At 71.1% G+C, this 18249-nt stretch carries 19 protein-coding genes; 12 read left to right on the forward strand and 7 right to left on the reverse strand.

The window, feature by feature from the left end:
• Positions 1-541 (forward strand): GNAT family N-acetyltransferase (locus NON00_RS21055; protein WP_370688750.1); only part of this gene is annotated, 541 nt, incomplete at its 5' end.
• Here NON00_RS21055 and NON00_RS21060 read toward each other — a convergent pair.
• Positions 516-779 (reverse strand): sulfurtransferase TusA family protein, encoded by a 264-nt coding sequence (locus tag NON00_RS21060; protein WP_256024716.1) that lies wholly within the window; start codon positions 777-779, stop codon positions 516-518. The two genes, NON00_RS21055 and NON00_RS21060, sit on opposite strands and share 26 nt — an antisense overlap.
• Positions 780-906: 127 nt before the next feature.
• On the opposite strand from NON00_RS21060, the gene NON00_RS21065 reads away from it, so the two are divergent.
• The 4 genes from NON00_RS21065 (at position 907) to NON00_RS21080 (ending at position 4045) form a co-directional block, all read left to right on the forward strand.
• A complete protein-coding gene (locus tag NON00_RS21065) occupies positions 907-1350 on the forward strand; it encodes a MucR family transcriptional regulator (RefSeq protein WP_256024717.1) in 444 nt (147 codons plus the stop codon).
• A gap of 304 nt (positions 1351-1654) precedes the next feature.
• Entirely contained in the window at positions 1655-2170 is a 516-nt protein-coding gene (locus tag NON00_RS21070) for a Fur family transcriptional regulator (RefSeq protein WP_256024718.1), read from the forward strand.
• Entirely contained in the window at positions 2167-2967 is an 801-nt protein-coding gene (locus NON00_RS21075; RefSeq protein WP_256024719.1) for a GNAT family N-acetyltransferase, read from the forward strand. The genes NON00_RS21070 and NON00_RS21075 overlap by 4 nt, the downstream gene beginning before the upstream one ends.
• Before the next feature lie 169 nt (positions 2968-3136).
• Entirely contained in the window at positions 3137-4045 is a 909-nt protein-coding gene (locus NON00_RS21080) for a 1-acyl-sn-glycerol-3-phosphate acyltransferase (RefSeq protein ID WP_256024720.1), read from the forward strand.
• Between the two features lie 140 nt (positions 4046-4185).
• On the opposite strand, the gene NON00_RS21085 is transcribed toward NON00_RS21080, so the two are convergent.
• The 3 genes from NON00_RS21085 to hemW form a co-directional block, all read right to left on the reverse strand.
• A complete protein-coding gene (locus NON00_RS21085; RefSeq protein WP_256024721.1) occupies positions 4186-4635 on the reverse strand; it encodes a helix-turn-helix domain-containing protein in 450 nt (149 codons plus the stop codon).
• Positions 4636-4791: 156 nt separating this feature from the next.
• A complete protein-coding gene (gene lnt, locus NON00_RS21090) occupies positions 4792-6336 on the reverse strand; it encodes an apolipoprotein N-acyltransferase (protein ID WP_256024722.1) in 1545 nt (514 codons plus the stop codon).
• Between the two features lie 105 nt (positions 6337-6441).
• On the reverse strand, positions 6442-7599 hold the full coding sequence (gene hemW, locus NON00_RS21095) for a radical SAM family heme chaperone HemW (protein ID WP_256024723.1): 1158 nt from the start codon (positions 7597-7599) through the stop codon (positions 6442-6444).
• Positions 7600-7827: 228 nt separating this feature from the next.
• Between hemW and NON00_RS21100 the strand changes: the two genes are divergently transcribed.
• From NON00_RS21100 to NON00_RS21125, 6 genes are all read left to right on the forward strand, one after another.
• Complete coding sequence (locus NON00_RS21100) at positions 7828-8073, forward strand: hypothetical protein (protein ID WP_256024724.1); 246 nt, start codon at positions 7828-7830, stop codon at positions 8071-8073.
• A 347-nt stretch (positions 8074-8420) separates the two neighbouring features.
• Entirely contained in the window at positions 8421-9830 is a 1410-nt protein-coding gene (gene miaB / locus NON00_RS21105; RefSeq protein ID WP_256024725.1) for a tRNA (N6-isopentenyl adenosine(37)-C2)-methylthiotransferase MiaB, read from the forward strand.
• Positions 9827-11035 (forward strand): PhoH family protein, encoded by a 1209-nt coding sequence (locus tag NON00_RS21110; RefSeq protein ID WP_370688751.1) that lies wholly within the window; start codon positions 9827-9829, stop codon positions 11033-11035. Before miaB ends, NON00_RS21110 begins: the two co-directional genes overlap by 4 nt.
• A gap of 71 nt (positions 11036-11106) precedes the next feature.
• Positions 11107-11604 (forward strand): rRNA maturation RNase YbeY, encoded by a 498-nt coding sequence (gene ybeY, locus NON00_RS21115; protein ID WP_256024726.1) that lies wholly within the window; start codon positions 11107-11109, stop codon positions 11602-11604.
• Positions 11601-12506 (forward strand): hemolysin family protein, encoded by a 906-nt coding sequence (locus NON00_RS21120; RefSeq protein WP_256024727.1) that lies wholly within the window; start codon positions 11601-11603, stop codon positions 12504-12506. The genes ybeY and NON00_RS21120 overlap by 4 nt, the downstream gene beginning before the upstream one ends.
• A gap of 130 nt (positions 12507-12636) precedes the next feature.
• Positions 12637-12960, forward strand: a complete 324-nt coding sequence (locus tag NON00_RS21125) for a hypothetical protein (RefSeq protein ID WP_256024728.1) — start codon at positions 12637-12639, stop codon at positions 12958-12960.
• 109 nt (positions 12961-13069) lie between these two features.
• Here NON00_RS21125 and NON00_RS21130 read toward each other — a convergent pair whose 3' ends face one another.
• The 3 genes from NON00_RS21130 to NON00_RS21140 form a co-directional block, all read right to left on the reverse strand.
• The gene (locus NON00_RS21130; protein WP_256024729.1) at positions 13070-14392 is read right to left on the reverse strand and encodes a calcium-binding protein; all 1323 of its coding nucleotides are present in this window, start codon (positions 14390-14392) and stop codon (positions 13070-13072) included.
• Positions 14393-14484: 92 nt separating this feature from the next.
• Positions 14485-15867 (reverse strand): ATP-binding protein, encoded by a 1383-nt coding sequence (locus tag NON00_RS21135; RefSeq protein WP_256024730.1) that lies wholly within the window; start codon positions 15865-15867, stop codon positions 14485-14487.
• A 164-nt stretch (positions 15868-16031) separates the two neighbouring features.
• Entirely contained in the window at positions 16032-17108 is a 1077-nt protein-coding gene (locus NON00_RS21140; protein WP_256024731.1) for a penicillin-binding protein activator, read from the reverse strand.
• 125 nt (positions 17109-17233) lie between these two features.
• Here NON00_RS21140 and rsmI point away from each other — a divergent pair, with 125 nt between their 5' ends.
• On the forward strand, positions 17234-18160 hold the full coding sequence (rsmI, locus tag NON00_RS21145; protein WP_370688752.1) for a 16S rRNA (cytidine(1402)-2'-O)-methyltransferase: 927 nt from the start codon (positions 17234-17236) through the stop codon (positions 18158-18160).
• Positions 18161-18249: the final 89 nt, after the last annotated feature.

Here is an 18249-nt window from a genome sequence, read left to right on the forward strand (position 1 = left end):
CTGCCGCTCTATGTCGAGCCGCCGGCGGTGCGGCTGCCCGGCGGCGCGGCGCCGCCGGCGGAGGGCTGAGCGCCCGATGGCCGAGCTGGCCGCCGTCACGCCGGAGGCGCTGCCTGCCCTGGCGGCGCTGCACGCCGCCGCCTTCCCGCCGCATGACCGCTGGGACGCGGCGGCGATGGGGCAGATGCTGGCGATGCCCGGCGCCTTCGGCCTGCTGGTGGCGGAGGCCGGTTCAGCAGAGGTTGGGGGGGCGGCGGGCTTCATCCTGCTGCGCGTCGCGGCGGATGAGGCGGAGGTGCTGACGCTGGCGGTGCATCCGGCGGCGCGGCGGCAGGGCTTCGCGCAGGCCCTGCTGGAGACGGGGCTGGCCGCCGCCGCGGCGCGCGGCGCGGCGCGGGTTTTCCTGGAGGTGGCGGTGGCGAACGCGGCGGCGCGCGCCCTCTATGCCGGCGCGGGCTTCGCAGAGGCCGGGCGCCGCCGCCGCTACTACGCCGATGGCGGCGACGCGCTGGTGCTCAGCCTGGAGCTTTGCGCAGCCTGAGCCGCGTGGTGCCGTCCGGCTGGTCTTCCTGGCTGAGCACGGTGTGGCCCTGTTCCGACGCGGTGCGGGGGATATTGGCGCGCGGCTCCTCGCCCCGCATCACCACCAGCAGAATCTCGCCCGGCGCCATGCGATCCAGCGCGAGGCGGGTTCGTACGAAGGTCATCGGGCAAGTCTCTGATGTTATATCGATCGTACGGTCGTAGAGATTTTCTTGGGCCTCTGTATTTTTCGACATGTCCGGCCTTTCTCGATTTCTGCGTAGATTGCCGTTGCACGGGAGTGTCGGCAACCGATATGGTGCGGCAAGTCACGGTGGCACAGGTGTGCTGACGAAGCCGGGCGCTATGCAATGAGGTTCAGGGATGTCCGAAGAACAAGGCGGGCGTGAACTACTGGGACTGACGGCGCAGATTGTCGCCGCCCATGTTTCCAACAATCCGGTTCCGCTGGCGGATGTCCCGTCGCTCATTGAGCAGGTGCACCGCACCCTCTCGGGGCTGGGCAGCGCGCCGCTGGTGGTGGCCAGCCCGGCCGAGCGGCCGCAGCCCGCCGTGCCGGTCAAGAAGTCCGTCACCGACGAGTATCTGATCTGCCTCGAGGACGGCAAGAAGCTGAAAATGCTGAAGCGCCACCTCAAGACCTCCTACGACATGACGCCTGAGCAGTATCGGGAGCGCTGGGGTCTTCCGGCCGATTACCCGATGGTCGCGCCCAACTATGCCAAGCACCGCTCCTCCCTGGCCAAGCGGATCGGGCTCGGCACCAAGCCGCGCGGCGGCCGCCCGCGCCGCGGCGCCGAGGCCTGAGGCCCGCCGCCCCGCCCGCCTCCTCCCCGGAGGCGCGGGGCAGGGCAGGCCAGGATATGGCACGCCGCATGGCGCGCTATGGCACCTCGGGGCCAGGGCTGCGCCTTGCCTTGGCGCGCGGTTGATGGCATGGGCGGCAATGGCTGCCCATGCCGGTATCTTGCCCGGCCATCGCCCCGGCGATGGCCCGGCCCGGAGCCGATGGGCCGCCTGAGATGACCACGGCCGGTGGCCCGTCCGGCACAGCCGGCGGGTGGCGGCCCGCTGCCCGACCGCCGATGCTGGAGAGCGACCGAACCCTCCCATGGACACGCGCACCGACACGCCCCACCCCGCCGAGCACGACAAGCCCGACCCGCTGCGGATCGAGCGGCTTTGCATCGAGCGCGGGCTGAAGATGACCGGGCAGCGCCGGCTGATCGCGCGCGTGCTCTCCGAGGCGATGGACCACCCCGATGTGGAAGAGCTCTATCGCCGCGCCCTCGCCCTCGATGCCCGCGTCTCCATCGCCACCGTCTACCGCACGGTGCGGCTGCTGGAGGAAAAGGGCATCCTGGAGCGGCATGATTTCGGCGGTGGCCGCGCCCGCTACGAGGCGACCGACCACGGCCACCACTACCACCTGATCGATATCGAGACCGGCAAGGTGATCGAATTCGCCGATGAGCAGCACGAGGCCCTGGCCAAGGCGATCGCCGCCCGGCTCGGCTTCCAGCTTGTCGGCCACCGGCTGGAGCTGTTCGGCCGCAAGGCCAGCCCGGAGGGGGCCGGCGGCCCCGGCCGCCGCACGCCCCGGCGCCGCGGCGGGGATGGCGCATGAGCGACTCCGGCTTCGGCGAGCTGCGCAGCGGCCCGCTCGGCGTGCGTATCGCCACCAGCGCGGCGGAAATCGATGCCGCCCAGGCGCTGCGCTACCGCGTCTTCTACGATGAGATGGGCGCCCACCCGGATGCCGAGACCGCCGCGCGCCGCCGGGATAGCGATGCCTTCGACGCCGTGGCGGACCATCTCCTCGTCCTCGACCACAATCTGGGCGAGGGGGTGGAGAATGTCGTCGGCACCTACCGCCTGATCCGCCGGGGCGCGGCGGAGCGCGCGGGCGGCTTCTACTCCGCCGCCGAATACGATCTCGGCCCGCTCCAGGCCAATGGCGGCAATCTGCTGGAACTCGGCCGCTCCTGCGTCGCCGTCGAGTACCGCAACCGCGCGGCCATGCAACTGCTGTGGTCCGGCATCGCCGCCTATGTCTCGGTGCATGGCATCGATCTGATGTTCGGCTGCGCCAGCCTGCCCGGCACCGATCTCGACGCCCTGGCCGTGCCGCTGACCTACCTGCACGCCAACCACCTGGCGCCCGAGCCGCTGCGCCCGCGCGCCCTGCCCGAGCGCTTCGTGCCGATGGACCGGCTGGACCCCGCCGGCGTCGATCCGCGCGCCGCCCTCAACGACCTGCCGCCGCTCATCAAGGGCTATCTGCGCCTCGGCGGCTTTGTCGGCGATGGCGCGGTGATCGACACCCAGTTCAACACCACCGATGTCTGCATCGTGGTGAAGACGGACCTCGTCACCGAGAAATATTCCCGCCACTACGAGCGCCACCGCGGCGCCAAGGAATGAGCGCCCCCGGCGGGCGGGGTGGCCGGCGCGCCCCATCCGCCGGCCGTGGCGCGCCCGGTGGTGAGCCCGGTGCCGCCCCGCCGGCCATGCGGCCGGTCAGGCAGATGTCATGGGGCGGACATGGCGGCGTCATTGTGGTGCCTCGGATGCTCGGCTATCCGGCACAGCCATGCAGGCCCTAGCCCGTTCCCCGATGGATGCCGCGCCCCGCCTTCGCCGCCGCCCGCGCACGCCGCCGCTGCGGCGCGCCCCCGGCAGCTTTGGCGAAATCCTGGGCGAGGGGCCACGCCCCATCGCCGGCCGCCTCCGCGCGGTGCGGCGGATGCTCTCCGTGCTGCTCTGGACGCTGCTCTGCATCCCCATCCAGGCGGTGCTGCTCGCGCTGCCAGGGGATGGCAAGCGCCGCTTCCCGCGCTTCTACCACGCCATGATGTGCCGGCTGATCGGCCTCAAGGTCCAGGTGGTGGGGCCGCGCGCCGTGGAGCGGCCAGTGATGTTCCTCTCCAACCATTCCTCCTGGCTCGACATCCTGGTGCTGGGCGGGGTGCTGGAAGGCGCCTTCGTCGCCAAGGCGGAGGTCGGCACCTGGCCGCTGATCCGCACCGTGGCCCGGCTGGGCCGCACCATCTTCGTCAGCCGCGCGCGCGGCCGCACCGGCACCGAGGCCGAGGCCATGCGCGAACGCCTGCGCGCCGGGGACAGCATGATCCTCTTCCCCGAGGGCACCAGCAATGACGGCACGCGGGTGCTGCCCTTCCGCTCCTCCTTCCTGGCCGTGGCGGATGCGGCGGCAATGGTTCAGCCCGTTTCGGTGGTCTATGACCGGCTGGGCGGCCTGCCAGCCTGCCGGCGGGACCGGCCGCTCTTCGCATGGTATGGGGATATGGATATCGGCAGCCATTTCTGGCGCCTCGCCCGCCGCCCCGGTGGCCGGGTGACCGTGCTGCTGCACGAACCCGTGGACCCGCGCGACTTCCCCAACCGCAAAGCCCTGACCGCCGCCGTCGAGCGCGCCGTGGCCGAAGGCGCCGCCGACCTGCGGCAGAACCGCGCGCCGCTGCCGCGCCGGGTGCGGTAAAAAGGGTTTTTCAGAAAAGGTTCTTTTTTGAAAAAAAGAACCAAAAAACTTTTTTCAGTCTGGCGCCCCACCTCGCCGGGAGACGCAGCCACCCCGAAAAGAGTCCCGCCTGGCCGGGAGACAGCGGCAGCCTGAAAGAATTAATCGGTGGGGGCGAGGCTTTTGATCAGTTCGAAGACGCGCTTGCGCACCGAAGGTTCGGTGATGCGGTAATAGGCGCGCACCAGTTCGAGGGTCTCGCGCTTGTGCAGCGTGTCGTCCTCGAAGCCTTCCTGCTGCTCGGCAAAGCCACCCATGCGGGCGCGCAGCGCGGTCTGCCCGCCCATCGCATCCGGCATGTCGTCGAAGAAAAAGCCGATCGGCACATCCAGCACGCGGGCAAGGTCGAACAGGCGGCTGGCGCCGATGCGGTTCACGCCGCGCTCGTATTTCTGCACCTGCTGGAAGGTCAGGCCCAGGGCCTCCCCCAGCTTCTCCTGGCTCATGCCAAGGAGCGTGCGCCGCAGCCGCACCCGGCTGCCCACATGCACGTCGATGGGACTCGGGCGATGCTCGCGCTCGGTCTTCTCGGCCAGGTCATCGCTCGGCATCACCGCCCCTCCGCCACCGATCCCAGGGCCACGCCGGCATGCCTGGATCAGACCGGCGCAGCCGCTGTGTCGTCCCGCGCGGACATGCCTGATGCCCGCTTGTATATAATTTTCCTAAACTGCTTAGTAGCAATCTGTCAACTCTTTCGAGAATTCTCATTTATGAGATGCACGAAGCGCGTTTTCGGCCCGTCCCAGGCGGCGCGTGGCAAAAAACGCAACCAGAAGGGCAATTCCTGACAGGGCCACCGCCCCCCAATTGCCCACCCGCGCGAAGGGCGTGGGCGGCAGCGGGCCGGGCAGGGGGGCGGACTGGCTGCCCTCCAGGCCCAGGCCGAGCCGCGCCACCTCGCGCCCCTTGGCGTCGAACACCGCCGAGACGCCGGTCTGCGCCACACGGGCGATGGGCAGCCCCTCCTCCACCGCGCGCAGCCGGGCGGCGGCGAGGTGCTGGTACGGCCCGGCGGAGTAGCCGAACCACGCGTCATTGGTGATGTTGAGCAGCCAGGCCGGGCGCTCCGCCGCGGTGACGGCGCCGGGGAAGATCACCTCGTAGCAGATCAGCGGGCTGAAGGGCGGCAGCCCGGCCGGGGCCAGGGTGACGGGGCCGGGGCCGGAGGAGAAATCCATCCCCCCCTGCACGATGCGGATGGGGATCAGCCCGCGCAGCGGCATGTACTCGCCGAAGGGCACCAGATGCGCCTTGTCATAGGTGGCGAGCAGCCGGCCCTGCGAATCCACCGCCGAGAGGCTGTTGTAGAGGCTGTCCAGCGTGCCCTGCGCCGTCCAGGCGGCGCGGATCGAACCGCCCAGCAGCACCGCCCCCGGCGGCAGGGCGCGGGCCACATAGTCGCGCGCCGCCTCGTCCTGCGGCAGCAGGAAGGGGCTGGCGGTTTCCGGCCAGATCACCGCCAGGGTGCGGCCAGGGCGCGCGGCGGCGGCGGCGCCGGCCCGGGTCAACGCCAGGTAGTGGCGGAAGATCGGCCAGCGCTGGTCCTCGCGCCACTTGGCTTCCTGCTGGATATTGCCCTGCACCAGCAGCACATCCACCGGCGGCGCCTCCGGCTCGGGCGTGGCATGCAGCCGCGCGGCGGAGAGCCCGGCCAGCGCCGCCAGCGCCACGCCGCCCAGCGCCACGGCGCGGCGGCCGAGCGCCGGCAGCCCGGCCAGCAGCAGCGTCAGCAGGGTCAGGCCATGCAGGCCGATCCAGGCCGCCGGTTGCAGCGGCAGCGCGCCGAAGGCCCAGACGCTGCCGGTGGCGTTCCACGGGAAACCCGTCAGCAGCAGGCCGCGCAGCCATTCCAGCAGCGTCCAGCCGCCGGCCAGGGCCAGCCAGCGCGGCCAGCCCGGCCGGGCCTTCCAGGCCAGCAGGGTGGTGAGCGCCAGATAGGCCGCGAGGGGAAGCGCCAGCCCGGGCACCGCCACCGGAATCAGCCAGCCCCAGCGCCACGGGTCGGTCAGCAGCGCGTGGCTGATCCAGTAAAGCCCGGCGACGTGGTGGCCCCAGCCCCAGGCGAAGCCCAGCCACGCCGCCCGCCGGGCGGAGCCGGCACCATCCAGCAGGGCCAGCAGGCCAGGGATGGCCAGGAGGAGGACGGGGACGAGGTAGAGGGGAGGGAGGGCCAGGGCGGACAGCACGCCCAGGGCGAAGGCCGCCAGCAGGGCGCGGCGGCCGGTCAGCGCGGAAAGCTTGGTCAGCACGCGAAGAGTTTCCCTGGGGTGAGGGAGCGTGGGCAGGCCAGGGGGCGCTGCCCCCTGGACCCCCGCCGGGGTAGCAGGGCTACCCCGGACCCCGCCGCAAGTAAATCAGCGCAGCAGCACGGGCAGGAGGGCATCCAGGCGCAGCCGGCCCTCCCAGGTGGCGGCCAGATGGCCCTCCGGCGTCCAGGTCAGGTAGCCCTCATCCAGGCAGGCGGAGAGCATCGCCGGATCCACCGCCTCGGCCAGGGGCAGGCCGGTGCGCGCCGCCAGCCGCGTGGGGCTGACGCCCTCCGAGAGGCGCAGGCCCATCAGCAGCGCCTCCCGCGCGCGGTCCAGCGGGGCCAGGTGCTCCTCCTGGGTGATGGCGTGGCCGGCGGCCTCCACGCGGGAGAGCCATTCCTCCGGCGCGCGGTGGCGCCGCGCCGCCACCACCGTGCCCGCCCGCGTCACCCGCTGATGCGCCCCGGCGCCGATGCCCAGGTAATCGCCATAGCGCCAGTAGGCGAGGTTGTGCCGGCTCTCCGCCCCTTGTTTGGCGTAGTTCGAGACCTCGTAGGGATGCAGGCCGAAGCGGCCCGCCTCCTCCCCCGTGGCGAAGTAGAGGGCGGCGGCCTCCTCCCCCTCCGGCAGGGCGAAGGCGCCGCGCGCGTGCTCTGTGGCGAAGCGCGTGCCCGGCTCGATGGTGAGCTGGTAGAGCGAGAGATGGTCCGCCGCCAGCGTCAGCGCCTGCCGCAGCTCGGCCCGCCAGTCCGGCAGGGTCTGGCCGGGGCGGGCATAGATCAGGTCGAAGGAGATGCGCGGGAAGAGGCCGCGCGCCGCCTCCAGCGCGGCGATGGCCTGGGCGGCGTCATGCTGGCGCCCGAGGAAGCCCAGCGCCTTGTCCTGGAGCGACTGCACGCCGAGGCTGGCGCGGTTCACCCCCGCCGTCCGCAGCTCCGCCAGCCGGGCGATCTCCACGCTGGTCGGGTTGGCCTCCAGCGTGATTTCGAGGTCCGGCGCCGGGTCGAAGAGCCGCAGCGCGTCGGCGATGACATCGGCCACCACCTGCGGCGGCATCAGGCTGGGCGTGCCGCCGCCGAAGAAAATGGAGGACAGCACCCGCCGCCCCTCCAGCCGCTCCGCCTCATAGGCCAGTTCCCGGCGCAGCGCGGCGCCGAAGCGCGCGGCATCCACCCGCTCCCGCACATGGCTGTTGAAGTCGCAGTAAGGGCACTTCGCCAGACAGAAGGGCCAGTGGACATAAAGGGCAATCGGCTCGGACATGCCCCGCATATGCCCCCCCACCTTCATTCTTGGCCACTTTTTTAACGGCTGCCGGTTTTCTGTCAGCTGCCGGTCATGGCCGGGACGACGGATGTGTATTTTGAATTCTATCTATAAAATATAAATTAATACTGCAATAATATCGTAGGTATGATCTTTTTTCTTGCATGAAGAGATGGTTTTGTGTATTTTTCTCGCATTGAAATTTAATTTAAGGAGAATAAATTCATGATTTTAGAAATAGAAAATTATGCGGATGGTTCGAAAATGTGGTTCTGTGCAACAGAAAAAGAGCGGAAACTTCATCGGGAAGATGGTCCTGCCGTCGTGTGCGCTAATGGTAATCTGGGGTGGTATATTGGGGGTGAATTTATAAATGAAGAAGTTAAGTGTTGGATGGAAGAAAACGATTTTCCTAATTACACGCAATGGGACGATGCAATTAAAGTGGCATTTGCGATGAGATTTGTATGACCGCCGTGAGGCGGCCCGCTTCGCCGGGAGACGGCGGCAGCCTGACAAAAAAAGATGATGGGGGTGAGGGGGAAGAATTCATTCTTCCCCCTCTCTGCTGCCGCTTACCTTTGAGTCGAAATTGTAACGGTCCTGTGCGCCGGTTTGGCTTGACCGGGCGGGGCGGTATCCGTGACGATGCTGTGTGATGAACCGCCCAGGCGCGACCGCAGAATCAGGGGTCGTGGAGGGCCGGGTCGCTTGACCCGAGGCCCTGCGCCCCGCACATCCGCCCGGAATGCCGCCCCGTGCCGGGGTGGCCCCGGCGGGTGTCGCATGCCGGGTGTCGCTGCCCCAGGGTTTTTGCCATGACCTCCCCCCGTCCTGATTCTGCCGGCCCTGATGTGGCCGGTGCCGCCCCCGCCCGGAAGAAGCTGTTCATCCGCACCTGGGGCTGCCAGATGAATGTCTATGACAGCACCCGCATGGCGGATGTTCTGGCCCCGCTCGGCTATGGCCCGGCCGAGACGCCGGAGGAGGCCGATATGGTCATCCTCAACACCTGCCATATCCGCGAGAAGGCGTCGGAGAAGGTGTTCTCCGACCTCGGCCGGCTGCGGCAGCTGAAGGAGGAGAAGGCGGGCGGCGGCCAGAAGATGGTGCTGGCGGTGGCCGGCTGCGTCGCCCAGGCGGAGGGGGCCGAGATCACCGCCCGCGCCCCCTGGGTGGATATCGTGCTGGGGCCGCAGACCTATCACCGCCTGCCGGAGATGGTGGCGCGCGCCAGCCGCGCCGCCGGGGCGCAGATCGACACCGATTTCCCGGTGGAGCAGAAATTCGACCTGCTGCCGGAGGTGCGTGCCAACCAGGGGCCGGTTGCCTTCCTCACCATCCAGGAGGGCTGCGACAAATTCTGTTCCTTCTGCGTCGTGCCCTATACGCGCGGCGCGGAATTCTCCCGCCCCGTCGCCGCCATCCTGGCCGAGGCGAAGCGCCTCGTGGCGGGCGGCGCGCGGGAGATCGCGCTGCTCGGCCAGAATGTGAATGCCTGGCATGGCGAGGCGCCGGATGGCAGCAGCTGGACGCTCTCCCGCCTGCTCTATGCCCTGGCGGAGATCGAGGGGCTGGCGCGGCTGCGCTACACCACCAGCCACCCGCGCGACATGGATGAGGCGCTGATCCAGGCGCATGGCCGCATCCCGCAGCTGATGCCCTTCCTGCACCTGCCGGTGCAGAGCGGCTCGGACAAGGTGCTGGCCGCCATGAACCGCGGCCACAAGGCGGAGCTGTTCTACCGCATCGCCGACCAGCTGCGGGAGGCGCGGCCGGACATGGCGCTCTCCTCCGACTTCATCGTGGGCCACCCTGGCGAGACGGCGGCGGACCACGCGGCGACCATGGCGCTGGTGGAGAAGGTGGGCTTCGCCCTGGCCTATTCCTTCAAATACTCGCCCCGCCCGGGCACGCCGGCGGCCGGCCAGCCCTTCCAGGTGCCGGAGGCGGAGAAGGATGCGCGCCTCCAGGAGCTCCAGGCCCTGCTGCGCCGCCAGCAGGATGATTTCAACCGCGCCTGCGTCGGGCGCGAGGTGGAGATCCTCTGGACCGGCGCCGGCCGGCATCCGGGGCAGATCGCCGGCCGCACGCCCTGGCTGCAGCCGGTCCACGCCATGGGCCCGGCCGCGCTCGCCGGGCGGATGGCGCGGGTGCGCCTGACGGCGGCGCATCCCAATTCCCTCTCCGCGGTTCTGCTGGACGAGAAGGAGCTGACCCCCGCTTGAACGAGCCCGCCACCCTCGCGCTGCGCGCCGACCCCACCCGCTCCCCCACCGGACCTGCCGCCGGCCCCATAAGCCGCGCCCCGGGGGAGAGCATCTCCGCCGCCCGGACCGTGACGCTGCAATTCGACGACAATGCCCTGCTGCCGCTGCTCTTTGGCGAGCATGACCGGCATCTGGCGCGGATCGAGCAGCGGCTGGGCGTGCGCCTCGCCAGCCGGGGCAACCGGCTGTCGATCATCGGCCCCGCCGGGGGGGCGCAGCTGGCCGAGGCCACGCTGCGCGCGCTGTGGCGGCAACTGGAACGGGCGGAGACGGTGGGCATGGCGGAGGTGGAAGCGGCGCTGCGGCTGGTGGAGGGGGCGGCACCCGCACCCAGATCAGAGGCGCGGGGGCCGGAGACCCGGGAGCCACGCCTGCCGCTGGCCGACCTGCCGGCCATCCGCACGCGCAAGGGCGCCGTGGGCCCGCGCAGCCATGCCCAGGCCGCCTATATCGACATGCTGGCGAAGCGGGACATGGTCTTCGGCATCGGCCCCGCCGGCACGGGCAAGACCTATCTCGCCGTGGCGCAGGGCGTGGCCCTGCTGCTGGCGGGGCGGGTGGACCGCATCGTGCTCTCCCGCCCGGCGGTGGAGGCGGGGGAGCGGCTGGGCTTCCTGCCCGGCGACATGAAGGAGAAGGTGGACCCCTATCTCCGCCCGCTCTACGACGCGCTGAACGACATGATGCCGGCCGACCAGGTGCAGCGCCGCATCGCCTCGGGCGAGATCGAGATCGCGCCCCTGGCCTTCATGCGCGGCCGCACCCTGGCCCATTGCTACGCCATCCTGGACGAGGCGCAGAACACTACCCCGGCCCAGATCAAGATGTTCTTGACCCGGATGGGCGAAGGTACGCGCATGGTGATCACCGGCGACCCGACCCAGGTGGACCTGCCCCCGGGCCAGAAATCCGGGCTGGTGGAGGCGCTCTCCATCCTCGACGGGGTGGAGGGCATCGGCTTCGCCCATTTCAACGAGGGGGACGTGGTGCGGCATCCGCTGGTGGCGCGCATCGTCGCCGCGTATAACCGCGCCGAACACTCGGCCGGCCCCCAGGACCCGACCCAGTATTCCCCGCCCTATGCCAGGACGGGGAGCCCCAGGATGGGCATGGGCGGACGGCGCCGCGACGGGACTCCCCCCGCGCGGCAGGAAGGAGAATGATGGAACCGGGAAGTCGAACGCCCGGCCGCCGTGACGCGGCCGGGCCTGCTCATTCGGGAAAGGCCGCGGCGATGCTGGCCGGGCCTGAGGTCGTCGTCCTCATCGAGGACCCCGCCTGGCGTGCCGCCGTGCCCCGGGCCGAGGATCTGGCGCGCCGCGCCGCCCTGGCCGCCTGGGCCGAGATGCTCAGCGACGGCTTTCCGCTGGACAACGCCCCCACCGGTGCGCCCTGCGGCAGCATGACGATCCTGCTGACCGATGACCGCGCCGTGAAGCGCCTGAACGGCGACCACCGGGACAAGGTCAAGCCCACCAATGTGCTCTCCTTCCCCGGCGAGGGCTTCGGCCATCTCGGGGATATCGCCCTCGCCCTCGGCGTGGTGCGGCGGGAGGCGCGCGCGGCGCATCGCCGGGTGGCGGCGCATCTGGCGCATCTCGTCGCCCATGGCACGCTGCATCTCGGCGGCCATGACCATATCCAGGCCGGCGAGGCCCGCCGCATGGAGCGCGCGGAGGCCCGCATCATGCGCCGCCTCGCCCTGCCCAACCCGTGGAGGGGCGTGCTGTGAGCGGCCAGAACCCCGAGGCGCGCGAGGGCATCCTGTGGCGCCTGCAAGGCCTGCTGCGCCGCAAATCGGCCGAGAGCGTGCGCGACCAGGTGGAAGCCCTGGTCGAGGGCCGCGGCCATGCCGAGCCGGGCGAGCATGCCGGCACCCCCCGCCCGGAGCTGGATGCGCAGGAACGCGCCATGCTCCGCAACGTGCTGAAGCTGCGCGGCAAGACCGCCATCGATGTCATGGTGCCGCGCGCCGACATCGTCGCCATGCCGGAGAACCTGACGCTGGAACAGGCCATCCGCCTCATCCAGCGCGAGGGCCATAGCCGCTTCCCCGTCTACCGGGAGCAGCTGGACGACATCGTGGGCATGGTCCACATCAAGGATGTCTTCGCCAGCGTCGGGCGCGAGGCGCCCTTCAGCATGGCCGCCGTGCTGCGCAAGCCGCTCTTCGTCGTCGCCTCCGTGCCGGTGCTGGACCTGCTGCTGCAAATGCGCCAGGCCCGCATGCACCTCGCCCTGGTGGTGGACGAATATGGCGGCATCGACGGCCTCGTCACCATCGAGGATCTGGTGGAGACCATCACCGGCGACATCTCGGACGAGCATGACGAGGACGCCGCGCCGCAGATCGTCGAGCGGCCGGACGGGCTGATCGACCTCGATGCCCGCACGCCCATCGAGCTCTTCGAGCAGAAGATCGGTGCCGTGCTGACCGCCGATGAGCGGGAACAGGATATCGACACCGTGGGCGGCCTCGTCTTCACCCTGGCCGGGCGTGTGCCGGCCAAGGGTGAGCTGGTCTCGCATGGTTCGGGCCTGGAATTCCGTGTCCTCGATGCCGATCCGCGCCGCATCCGCCGCCTGCGCGTGCGCCGGCCGGGCATCGTCGTCAGCGCCAAGGCCGCCGAATAGCCGCTGATCAGGAATCATCACTTCAGGTGATTTTTAATATCCTCCATCAGCGTTGGAGGATGATGCATGCGCCAGGGTATTCCCTCCTCAGACGCGAGGCTCCGCCCCGCACCGATGAGGAACCCTGACCATGACCGCTTTCTCCGCCCCGCGCGCCTTCACCCTGGCCCTGACCCTGGCCGCCGCGCTGGCCTTGCCGGGCCTCGCCCAGGCACGGGACCTGGAGGAGAACGCCAATCACGGCGCCACCAGCGACCTCTCCGCCTCCACCCTGGTGGTGACGCGGCTGCACGAGGCGGAGGAGTTGCCGGGCGCCGCCGGCGACAATGCCCAGGCGAGCGAAGCCTGGATGCACCCCGCGGCTTCCATCCTGGCGCGCGGCGGCCTGCTGGCCCAGCCGGCGGTGCCCGCCGCCGCAGGCCAGGGCATGGCGGGGGCCGCGGCGGGGGCATGAGGCTTCCCCCGCGCCCCGTGAGATCAGGCGGGGCGTCTGAGGGGGCGGAGCGCCCCTCAGCCACAGGCACTCCTCCAGCCACAGGCGGCCCGCGCTTCCGGGCAGCCTCTCAGCCCATCAGGTGGTTGTCGTGGTGGGTGCCGCCGGGCATCACCCCGCAGCACTCGGTGTTGCGGGCCTCGTCCAGCGTGTCATAGGCACCGTAGTGCACGTTGGAGGTGGCGGTGAAATCCGCCACCGTCAGCAGGTCGCCATAGACCTTGATGGTGCCGAGCAGGTCGCCATGGTGCGCGCCGCCATTGGCGCCCTGGTTGCTGCGCAGCGTGATCAGGCTGTAATCGGCCGTGCCGTCCCTGTTGGAGTCCACCAGCCGCAGCGTCGCCTGCACCGTATGGCCGGCGATCTCGATCCGGTCCCCCTGGGCGCGGCTGAAATCCTGGATGGTGTCGTTGCCGATGCCGTTCACCCAATGGTCGTGCAGGTTGCCGTTCTCGCCGGCGACGGCGCGCCAGTTGATGGTGCCATCCGCGTTCAGGTGCCGCGCCGCCACCTCGGGCCTCGCGTCCATCGTCAGCTCGAAGCGGAAAGTGTCGGCCCCCGCGCCGCCCTGCAGCGTGTCGTTGGCCGCCAGCAGCGGCTCCCCGGGATAGACCTTCGCCGCCGCCCTGTTCTGCGCGATCACCGGCTCCCCGGCATCGGAGCGGCTGAGCAGGATGTCATTCCCCGCCCCGCCCTCCAGCCGGTCGCTGCCGAAGCCGCCGGTCAGCATGTCGCCGCCATCGCCGCCCTGGAGCCGGTCATTGCCGTCGGCGCCCCAGAGGAGGTCATTCCCCGCGCCGCCATTCAGCGTGTCATGGCCGGCATCGCCGCAGATCTGGTCATCGCCGTCATCGCCATCCAGGCGGTCATTGCCGGTGCCGCCATCGATCTGGTCATTGCCGGCGCCGCCCAGGAGGCGGTCATCCCCGGCCCCGCCGTCCAGGATGTCAGCGCCGCCATGGCCGCGCAGCTGGTCATTGCCGGCGCCGCCCTGGATCGTGTCATCCCCCGCGCTGCCCTGGATGATGTCCTGCCCGGCGCTGCCGGCCACCACCACATGGCCGCCCGCCGTCATCGCCGTGGCATTCAGCGACAGGCTGCCCGCCGCCGAGGCATCCACCACCACCACCCCGCCAAAAGCCTGGGCGGCGGCATTGCCCAGCATCAGCTTCTGGGCGCCGCTGCCATCCAGTTCCAGCGTCTCCAGGTGCTGCGCCTTGGCCAGCATGCCGTCGCACAGCACCAGGTCGGCGGTGAAGCGGAGCGTGTCCACCCCCGCCCCACCATCCAGCAGCCCCACGGCCTTGAAGCCGGACAGGCTCGTATAGGTGAACAGGTCGTCCGCATCGGTCCCGGCCAGGCTGGGCGCGCCGGGAGTCAGGTAGAGCGTCACGCGGGGGTGTCCTCGTCTCGGGGTAGGACGATTTTTTGTCTAAAACCCATCCTGCGAGACGAAGATGAAGGAAGAGTGGAGCAACCCCGCCCTTACTCGGCGGGGAGCCACACCTTGAAGGTCGCGCCCGCGCCCTCCTGGCTTTCGATCAGCAATTGCCCGCGGTGCCGGTTGACGATGTGCTTGACGATGGCCAGCCCCAGCCCCGTCCCCCCGGCATGGCGGGCGCGGCCCTTGTCCACCCGGTAGAAGCGTTCCGTCAGGCGCGGGATATGCTCGCGCGCGATGCCCGGCCCGTCATCGGTGACGCTCAGCACCACGCCAGGGCGAGGGCTGCCCGCCCGCGCGACGCAGAGCCGCACCCGGCCCCCCGCCCTGCCATGGCGCACCGCGTTTTCCAGCAGGTTGCGCAGCACCTGGGCGAGTTGTTCCGCATCCGCCGGGGCGGCCACGGCGGCCTCGTCCAGCGCCTGCTCCAGCTGCACCTGCCGGCTGGCCAGGATGGGGCCCATGCCCTCCGCCTCGCGCCGGGCCAGGGCGGCCAGCGGCACGCGCTCGGTGGGCGCCTGATGCTCGGCCAGCTCGATGCGGGAGAGGCCCAGCAGGTCCTCGATCAGCCGCCGCATCCGTTCCGACTGCTCGGCCATGATGCCGAGGAAATGCGCCTGGGCCTCCGGGTCGTCGCGCGCCGGGCCGCGCAGCGTCTCGATGAAGCCCATGATGCTGGCCAGCGGCGTGCGCAGCTCGTGGCTGGCATTGGCGACGAAATCGGCGCGCATCCGTTCCACCGCGCGCTCCCGCGTGCGGTCGGAGAGCATGACCACCAGCCGCCCGCCATCGGCCAGAGGCGGGTCCAGCGGGATGACCTGCGCCGCCAGCTCGCGCGGGACGGGAACGGGGAGGACGAGATCGGCCGCCTGCCGGGTGCCCTCGGCCAGGGCGCGGTCCACCGCCCCGGCCAGGGTGGGGTGGCGCAGCAGGGCGGCGACATCGCCGGCCAGCGGCCCGGCCTCGGCCGCGCGGGCGCCGAACAGGGCGCGGGCGGCGGCATTGCTGCGCAGCGCCGCGCGGTCCGCCCCCAGCACCAGCAGCGGGTCCGGCAGGGCTTCCAGGATGGCGGCATCGGCGCGCTTCATGCGCCCCACCAGCTCGCTCCGCTCGGCCAGGCTGCGGGCGAGGCGGCCAATGCCGTCCGACACCTCGGCGAGCGCGGGCAGCAGGGGCGGCGGCGTCTCGGGCCAGCTGCCCCGGTCCTCCGCCGCGCGCCGCAGCGCCGCCGAAAGCCGCGCGATATTCCCCAGCCACAGCCGCGCCACCGCGAGCGCCGCCGCCACGCTGGCCAGCAGCGCCAGCAGCACCGGCAGCGCCGGGGCCTGCCCGGTGGCGCCCAGCACCAGCAGCGCCAGCGCCGGCACCCCGCCGATCAGCCCCGCTGAACCCAGCCAGCGCCAGAAACCGGGTTTTTCTTCAGCCATTCTGGCGAATTCCAGCAGGATTTTTGAAAAGATGTTCTTTTTTGAAAAAAAGAACCAAAAAAACTTTTTTCAGTTGGCGTCCCGCCTGTGGCCTGCGGCGGGACGCCAGACTGGAAAAGTCTTTTTGCTTCTTTTTCTTCAGAAAAAGAAGATTTTACGAAATCTCAGAATCCGACCCCACTCGGCAGTTCCGCCGGGGCGGCCACCCGCGCCGGCGTGCCGGGGCTGATGGCATAGACCGCCAGCCCGCGCTGCACCTGCCCGCCCGGGTTCAGGCGCAGCGCGCCATCGGCGCCCTGGATGGTCTCGCCCACCGGCATCTGCGCCACGCCGCCCGGACCCTGGCCGCGCATGGCGCGCGCCGCGATGGCCGCCGCGTCATAGGCCACGCCCGCCACGCGCTGCGGCTTCTCGCCAAAGGCGGTTTCATAGCGGCTCTCGAAGGCGCCGCGCGCCGCCGGGTCCGGGCCGGGGAACCACGCCCCGGCCAGGGCGGGCTGCTGTTGCAGCGCATCCTCCATCCCCCACAGCGCATGGCCGGCGAGGCGCAGCGGCGGCATGGCCACCCCGGCGGCGGCCAGGCCCGCGGCCATGTCGCGCGCCCGCGCGCCGCTCTCGCCCAGCAGCAGCAGGCCGGGGCGCTGCTCCGCCGGGGCATCGGGCAGGAGGGCGAGGCGCTGCGCCACGTCGCGCGCCACCAGCCCGGGCTGCGCCGCCGCCGGGTAGAACTCCACCAGCGGCTGCGGCAGGCCGAGATCGCTGGCGGCGCCGCGCAGCGCGGCGGCCATCTGCCGGCCCAGCGCGCCATCCGGGGCGGCCAGGGCGAAGCGCTGCACCCCCTGCGCCTGCCCGGCGGCGACGATGCGCCGCACCTGCTGCTGCGGCGTGATGCCCAGCGGCCAGACCCGGTCCGCCGCCTGGTTGGCATCGTTGGTGAAGGGCAGCACCGGCACCCCGGCGGCACGGGCAGGCAGCGAGACAGCCGCCGTCTCCTGCGCCGTCAGCGGGCCGACCAGCACGCGCGCGCCGTCCTGGATGGCCCGCTGCGCCGCCGCCGCGGCACCCGCCGCGGTGCCGCCCGTGTCGCGCGGCAGGAATTCGAAGCCCGGCTCCCCCTGCTCGAAGAGGGCGAGCTGCGCCGCGTTCATCAGCGACTGCCCCAGCCCGGCATTGGGGCCGGAGAGCGGCAGCAGCAGCGCCACCTTGGCGCGCGGCGGCGGCGGCGGGGCCAGGGGGGCCACCGCCTGCGGCTGCGGCGCATAAACCGGCCCAGAGGCTTGCGGCCCGCAGGCCGACAGCGCCACAAGGGCACCGACCAGGGCAGAGCCGGCCAGAGACCGCCGGGTTTTCGGGAGAGTTCCTACCAGTGCAGCCGGATGAGCCTGAAACCAACGAGACGACACGTGAGACCTCTCCTCCGCCGGGTGGGGCGCCCGGCCTTACTCTGGTGAGCCTGACCCTGGTGGCGACGCCGATCGGCAATCTCGGCGACCTCACCCCCCGCGCCCTGGCCGTGCTGCGCGCGGCCGACGCGGTGTTGTGCGAGGACACCAGAGTAACCGCCCCGCTGCTCGCGCGACATGGCGTTTCCGCGACTCTCCTGCCCCTGCACGAACACAACGAGGATGCGGCGACCCCGCGCCTGATCGCGCGGATGGAGCAGGGTCAACGCCTCGCCCTGGTCTCGGATGCGGGGACGCCGCTGATGAGCGACCCCGGATACCGCCTGGTGCGCGCCGCCATCGCGGCGGGCATCACCCTCTCCGCCGTGCCGGGGGCCAATGCGGCGGTGATGGCGCTCACCCTCTCCGGCCTGCCGCCGCATCCCTACCTGTTCCACGGCTTCCTGCCGCCGCGCACCGCGGCGCGCGAGGCGGAACTGGCCCGCTTCCGCGCCATGGAGCGCGCGGGGCTCTCGGCCAGCCTCATCTTCTACGAGGCGCCGCACCGGCTGGCGGAGATGCTCGCCTCCCTCGCCACCATCCTCGGGGGGGAGCGGCCGGCTGCCGTGGCGCGCGAACTCACCAAGCGATTCGAGGAGGTGCGGCGCGGCAGCCTCGCCGAACTCGCGGCGCATTACGCGGCGGAGGCGGCGCGGGGGGAAATCGTCGTCCTCGTCGGGCCGCCGGGGGAGGCGGCGCCGGAGGCCGAGGCCGGGCTGGATGAGCAGCTGCGCGCCGCCATCGCCAGCGGGCAGAGCCTGCGCGACGCCGCCGCCATGGTCGCCGCCGCCACCGGCCTGCCGCGCAAGCAGGTCTATGCGCGGGCGCTGGACATGAAGGAAAAGGGATAAATACAAGGGGAAAGGGGGGGGGGGGGGGGGGGGGGGGGGGGGGGGGGGGGGGGGGGGGGGGGGGGGGGGGGGGGGGGGGGGGGGGGGGG

The organism is Roseomonas sp. GC11 (assembly GCF_024437745.1).
Lineage (GTDB): Bacteria > Pseudomonadota > Alphaproteobacteria > Acetobacterales > Acetobacteraceae > Pseudoroseomonas.

What these genes read in the sequence shown, in the direction of transcription:
- miaB (WP_256024725.1), top strand. Translation starts at nt 8,421, where the DNA reads ATGACCTCCCCCCGTCCTGATTCTGCCGGCCCTGATGTGGCCGGTGCC.
- NON00_RS21125 (WP_256024728.1), top strand. Translation starts at nt 12,637, where the DNA reads ATGACCGCTTTCTCCGCCCCGCGCGCCTTCACCCTGGCCCTGACCCTG.
- NON00_RS21060 (WP_256024716.1), bottom strand. Translation starts at nt 779, where the DNA reads ATGTCGAAAAATACAGAGGCCCAAGAAAATCTCTACGACCGTACGATC.
- NON00_RS21085 (WP_256024721.1), bottom strand. Translation starts at nt 4,635, where the DNA reads ATGCCGAGCGATGACCTGGCCGAGAAGACCGAGCGCGAGCATCGCCCG.
- NON00_RS21075 (WP_256024719.1), top strand. Translation starts at nt 2,167, where the DNA reads ATGAGCGACTCCGGCTTCGGCGAGCTGCGCAGCGGCCCGCTCGGCGTG.
- NON00_RS21135 (WP_256024730.1), bottom strand. Translation starts at nt 15,867, where the DNA reads ATGGCTGAAGAAAAACCCGGTTTCTGGCGCTGGCTGGGTTCAGCGGGG.
- NON00_RS21065 (WP_256024717.1), top strand. Translation starts at nt 907, where the DNA reads ATGTCCGAAGAACAAGGCGGGCGTGAACTACTGGGACTGACGGCGCAG.
- hemW (WP_256024723.1), bottom strand. Translation starts at nt 7,599, where the DNA reads ATGTCCGAGCCGATTGCCCTTTATGTCCACTGGCCCTTCTGTCTGGCG.
- NON00_RS21070 (WP_256024718.1), top strand. Translation starts at nt 1,655, where the DNA reads ATGGACACGCGCACCGACACGCCCCACCCCGCCGAGCACGACAAGCCC.
- NON00_RS21100 (WP_256024724.1), top strand. Translation starts at nt 7,828, where the DNA reads ATGATTTTAGAAATAGAAAATTATGCGGATGGTTCGAAAATGTGGTTC.
- NON00_RS21080 (WP_256024720.1), top strand. Translation starts at nt 3,137, where the DNA reads ATGCAGGCCCTAGCCCGTTCCCCGATGGATGCCGCGCCCCGCCTTCGC.
- ybeY (WP_256024726.1), top strand. Translation starts at nt 11,107, where the DNA reads ATGCTGGCCGGGCCTGAGGTCGTCGTCCTCATCGAGGACCCCGCCTGG.